At 42.6% G+C, this 5,013-nt stretch carries 4 protein-coding genes and 1 pseudogene; 1 reads left to right on the forward strand and 4 read right to left on the reverse strand.

The window, feature by feature from the left end; genetic code table 11:
• Nucleotides 1–158: 158 nt before the first annotated feature.
• Nucleotides 159–1,515, forward strand: a pseudogene (locus tag HP456_RS07475) (IS3 family transposase).
• Nucleotides 1,516–1,867: 352 nt separating this feature from the next.
• Here the strand turns inward: HP456_RS07475 and HP456_RS07480 are convergent.
• From HP456_RS07480 to HP456_RS07495, 4 genes are all read right to left on the reverse strand, one after another.
• Nucleotides 1,868–3,247, reverse strand: coding sequence for an alkaline phosphatase (locus HP456_RS07480; RefSeq protein WP_172249595.1), 1,380 nt, complete (start codon nucleotides 3,245–3,247; stop codon nucleotides 1,868–1,870).
• Nucleotides 3,248–3,422: 175 nt separating this feature from the next.
• On the reverse strand, nucleotides 3,423–4,283 hold the full coding sequence (locus tag HP456_RS07485) for a dimethylarginine dimethylaminohydrolase family protein (protein ID WP_172249597.1): 861 nt from the start codon (nucleotides 4,281–4,283) through the stop codon (nucleotides 3,423–3,425).
• 36 nt (nucleotides 4,284–4,319) lie between these two features.
• Nucleotides 4,320–4,583, reverse strand: a complete 264-nt coding sequence (locus HP456_RS07490; protein ID WP_172249599.1) for a hypothetical protein — start codon at nucleotides 4,581–4,583, stop codon at nucleotides 4,320–4,322.
• 151 nt (nucleotides 4,584–4,734) lie between these two features.
• A partial coding sequence (locus tag HP456_RS07495; protein ID WP_172249601.1) for a KGG domain-containing protein occupies nucleotides 4,735–5,013 on the reverse strand: 279 nt, incomplete at its 5' end.

Genomic DNA, 5,013 nt, shown 5'->3' on the forward strand with positions numbered 1-5,013 from the left:
ACGACATAAAGACGAACAATTTCAGTGTATTCTTAATACCGCTAATGATTTCCGTGCAAGACTTCGCTTTCCGCGGGTAGCCCGTGAGTCTCCTCGGCAAGCTGTGTTGCTCCCCTATTGTTGGACACCCCAACCAACAATAGGAGGTGCCCGCACAAATGGCTAAGTTTACACTGGAATATAAATTACAAGTTGCCAAACGTTTTCTAAATGAATTAGTCAGTTATCGAGAACTAGCGAATCAAGTTGGCGTAGATGAGTCCATTCTCCGTTACTGGGTGATGTTAGTTCGTTACCATGGGGATCAAGCTTTCGCCTTTCCCTATACAAACTATCCTTCTGCCTTTAAACTGAGGGTAATTCAATTTATTACGGAAAAGAATTACTCCATTCGAGAGGCATCAGCCATTTTTCATATCCCAGATCCATGTATGGTTCGCAGGTGGAAGAAAAAGTGGGAGACAGCTGGAGAAGATGCCCTTGAACCAAAAGAAAAGGGGCTTTCTACAATGACTTCCAATCAGAATAAAAAGGGCAAAGATAACTCTTCCAACCAGTCGGCAGAAGATATGAAAAAAGAACTTGAATACCTTCGTATGGAGAATGCGTATTTAAAAAAGCTGAAATCCTTAGTTCAGGAAGAACAATCACCAACGAAATCAAAGCGAAAGTAGTATATGAACTAAGGAACGAGTTTCCGGTGACTAGAACGATAAAAGTAGCTAAGATGGCCAAAAGCACTTACTACAACCTCATAAAAAAATGGAACCGACCAGACCCTGACCGCAAATGGAAAAGAAGGATTAAATTCATTTACCATAGACACTCAGGGCGATTTGGATACCGTCGCATTACCGACGTCCTTCAGGAAAAAGGATTTACGGTCAATAAAAAGAAAGTACTTCGAATTATGAGAGATCTAGGACTAAAATGCATTGTGCGTATGAAAAAGTACAAATCGTATAAAGGGGAAATCGGAAAAGCGGCTCCAAACATCCTGAACCGTAACTTTAGAGCCCAGAAACCTAACCAAAAGTGGGTGACGGACATTACGGAATTTAAATTGTTCGGACAGAAGCTCTATCTGTCCCCGATTTTGGACCTGTTTAACGGTGAAATCATTACCTATACGCTCCAATCAAGACCGACGTTTGATTTGGTCGAGACGATGTTGGCACAAGGATTAAAATACGTAAATGAAGGCGATGAGCTCTTGATTCATTCCGATCAGGGCTGGCACTATCGAATGGCCCAGTACCGAAGGGCACTGAAAGAACATAACATCACACAAAGCATGTCTCGAAAAGGAAACTGTCATGACAACTCTGTCATGGAAAACTTTTTTGGGATACTTAAATCCGAATTCCTTTATTTACAGGAATTTGATAGTATCGAGACTTTCAAGACGAACTAGAAGAATACATGCATTACTACAATCATTTGAGAATTAAATCAAGATTGAAACGGAAAAGTCCAGTAGCTTATCGAAACAGTATCATTCAATTAGCTGCTTAATAAATATGTGTTCAACTTTATGGGTCCAGTGCACAAGCCTGCGGGGTCTCACTTGTCTAGCTGCAGGGCTTAGAGGCACATGACATAAGCCAAACCGACCAAGAAGGCAAAGTGCCCCTTCCAGGACGATTCGTCTTATGCCACCCGCCTCTGAGCAAAGCCCTTCCGCTTTTCTAATAAGCTACTTTTCCCGCAGGAGTCTTCGTCTTGCACTCCAATCAACCACTGGAAAGAGCTAAAATCTAAATGTACATTGAACAAAATAAAAACCCGAACTAATTTGCCTGTAAGAAGGCAGTTTAGTTCGGGTTTTTCTTAAGCTAAGATACTTTTGTCCCAGCCCCTTTTTCTATTATTTATCTTCTTTTATTTTTCCTTTGTTCTTTAATATTTCAAAGATTAACTGTGCCTGATTTGTATTGTCAATCATCCCTGCAAATTTCTCTTTCTGAGGCCCAAATGCATAAACAGGAACATCATCCCCAGTATGACCGCCCGTTGTCCAGCCTGTACCTGAACGTTTGTCGAAGATTTTTTCAATCGCTTGATCAATTTCAACTTTGTCCTTTGTAACTGCAGCATCTTGTACAGAAGCCATTTCTTCACCTGTCAGTTCCAGATTTACATATTGAGACAGGGTATCTTCCACTGAAGCTCCATTCGCAATCGCTTCTGCCATAAAGTCAGGCGTACGCTTCGCTGCATCGATTACATCCGGATTCCAGCTATACTCACCATCTGAACCGATGGAGAATCCTCCTGTAGAATGGTCTGCAGTAACAACCACCAATGTTTCTCCGTTTTCTTTTGCAAAGTCACGGACTTCTTCAAATGCTTTTTCAAAATCTCTCATTTCACTCATGGCTCCGACCACATCATTATCATGGCCTGCCCAATCGATTTGACTTCCTTCCACCATTAAGAAGAACCCGTCCTTGTCACCATTCAGACGATTGAGCGCAGAAGTCGTCATGTCAGCCAGGCTTGGCTGTTTCTCATCGCGGTCGATCACCTTGTCCATTCCCTCTTCGGCAAAAAGACCAAGTATCTGTTCGTTATCGTCTTTCTTCATTTCTTCAGCAGACGTCACATAGCTGTATCCGTCATTCTTGAACTCTTCTGCAAGGTTGCGATCTTCTCGTTCAAAGAAATCCGTCCCGCCGCCAAGCATAACGTCCATCTTATGTTGACCTTTAATCATTTCGTCGAAATAATCATTCGCGATTTCATTTTCATTGTCACGATGTTCATCATGAGCACCGTATGAAGCAGGAGTGGCATGCGTGATCTGCGACGTTGATACGATCCCAGTAGCCATACCATTTTCTTTAGCCTGCTCCAGAACTGTCTTCACTCTGGATTTATCATTTTCAACTGCGATTGCATTATTATATGTTTTAACTCCGCCGCTCATTGCTGTCGCTGCAGCTGCTGAGTCCGTTACATTTTCGTGTTCATCTTCCGGATAGGTGGATTGCAGTCCGACAAGATAAGGATCGAATGCCGTCTTTTCAAACTCCGGTGTTTCAGGATTGTCATTCATATAACGGAGAGCTGTTGTATAGGGAACTCCCATACCGTCACCAATCATAAAAATAACATTCTTGGCTTTGCCATTTTTTGATTCTTCGGCTTCTGCTTCCGTATTATCCTGATTCATTCCGATCACACTGCCTATCGCTAAAGATGAGACCACTGCAAGTGGAATAATTTTTTTCATTGACTTCTTCATTTCCTTACCTCCTAGTTTTTCAATACAGTTACTAGAATAGTAGAAGATTATAAAGAAGCTTTTTCAAAGAAGCTACAATCGTGTAAAACCTTTGTAAACAATGCCTGAAACCACATCCCGCAGCAAAGACCCGCCCCTACGCTGCATTAAAGCACTTCGGGACGGGCCATGATTTTTAATCTCTTATGATCGGCAGTGTACAGCATCTGAAGGAGCCGCCTGATTTAATGATTTCAGAGAAGTCTGTCTCAATGACAGTAAAGCCTTCTTCCCTGATTCTCTCATTCAATTGTTTGTTTTGGGGAAGGCTGATGATTTTCTTATTTCCGATCGCCAGCACATTCGGACCCATCTGGAATTGTTCCCTTTCACTCACTTCAATAATAGTGTAGTGCTCCTTAATTTTTTCCAGATCCTTTTTCGCGAAAGCAGGCGGATACACGATCGCAGTTTCTTCTGAGATGATTGTGAATACACAATCCAGGTGAAGGATATCATTCCTTAACGGAAGGGCGTGGACGGTGTAGTCAGGAAGAAGTTTTTTTAGGGATTGAACTGCAAGGCGATTTGTACGTCCGCTCAGTCCCACCCATATATCTTTCCCGTCTACAAGCACATCCCCGCCTTCAATCGAGTGCGCTGCCAAATGCGCATGGGGGATATTGTTCTCCTCGAGCCAATGAAGGAGCACCTTCACTTCCCCCTCCCTTAAGCTGGTATTCATGGACGAAACAACGAATTCATTTCCTACGCAAAATCCGATATCCCTTGTGAACACCTGCTCATTCAGCTCTTCACGAGGTTCGAGATGATCCACTGCGGCTCCATTTCCCTCAAGGATCCTGACAAATTCCTCATGCTGGTTAACGGCTTTCTTTATGTTTATGTTGTCTTTTAAATAATGTTTTTGGGTTTCATTGATTACTTCGGTGATTCTCATGTTCTGAGGTGAAACCACCACCACCTTCTTCAACTCTCCATATTCGGTAGAACAATCTACGTTCTTGTCCTCGACTGCTTTCCTAGTCAGGCTCATAGGGTTTAACCTCCCGATAATTTCTTTACGAAAAGATTATTCCCCGTTTGTTTTAGAATAAAACCTGTGCAGCCAGTTTTTTTGGGTCCGGCGGTCTCCAGACACCGGTGCTTCTCCCAATCCCTTCACACCCGGAAACTTCACTCTATAGCCGGAAGCATTCCTGGCATACTTAAAGAAGAGGCTGGGACAAAACAAATAAACCACGACATAAAGACGAACAATTTCAGCGTATATTCTTAATACCGCTAATGATTTCCGTGCAAGACTTCGCTTTCCGCAGGAGTCTCCTTCTTGCACTCCAATCAACCGCTGGAAAGTGCTAAAACTTAAGTGTACATTGAATAAAATAATAACCCGAACTAATTTGCCTGTTAGAAGGCAGTTTAGTTCGGGTTTTTCTTAGGCTAAAACACTTTTGTCCCAGCCCCTTCTTATTGTTACCATTAAATTATCCGTTGTTATTTGAGTTGTTGCTTCTTGAACGGCTGGAGTTGTTGGAATTACCGGAATTACTGGAGTTTCTGCCGCCTTTTTCACCGATTTCCTGATAGAATTCCTTATCGTGATTGCTGGCAGTCGCTTCTCCGCCTTTTTCTCCAATCTCCTGATAGAATTCTTTATCGTGATTACTGGCGGTCGCTTCTCCGCCTTTTTCTCCGATCTCCTGATAGAATTCTTTATCATGATTTTGGGATGTGGCTTTCCCGCCTTTACGTCCAGCTTCTTC

Origin of the sequence: Bacillus haikouensis (assembly GCF_013179555.1) — a bacterium.
Taxonomy (GTDB): domain Bacteria; phylum Bacillota; class Bacilli; order Bacillales; family Bacillaceae_B; genus Rossellomorea; species Rossellomorea haikouensis_A.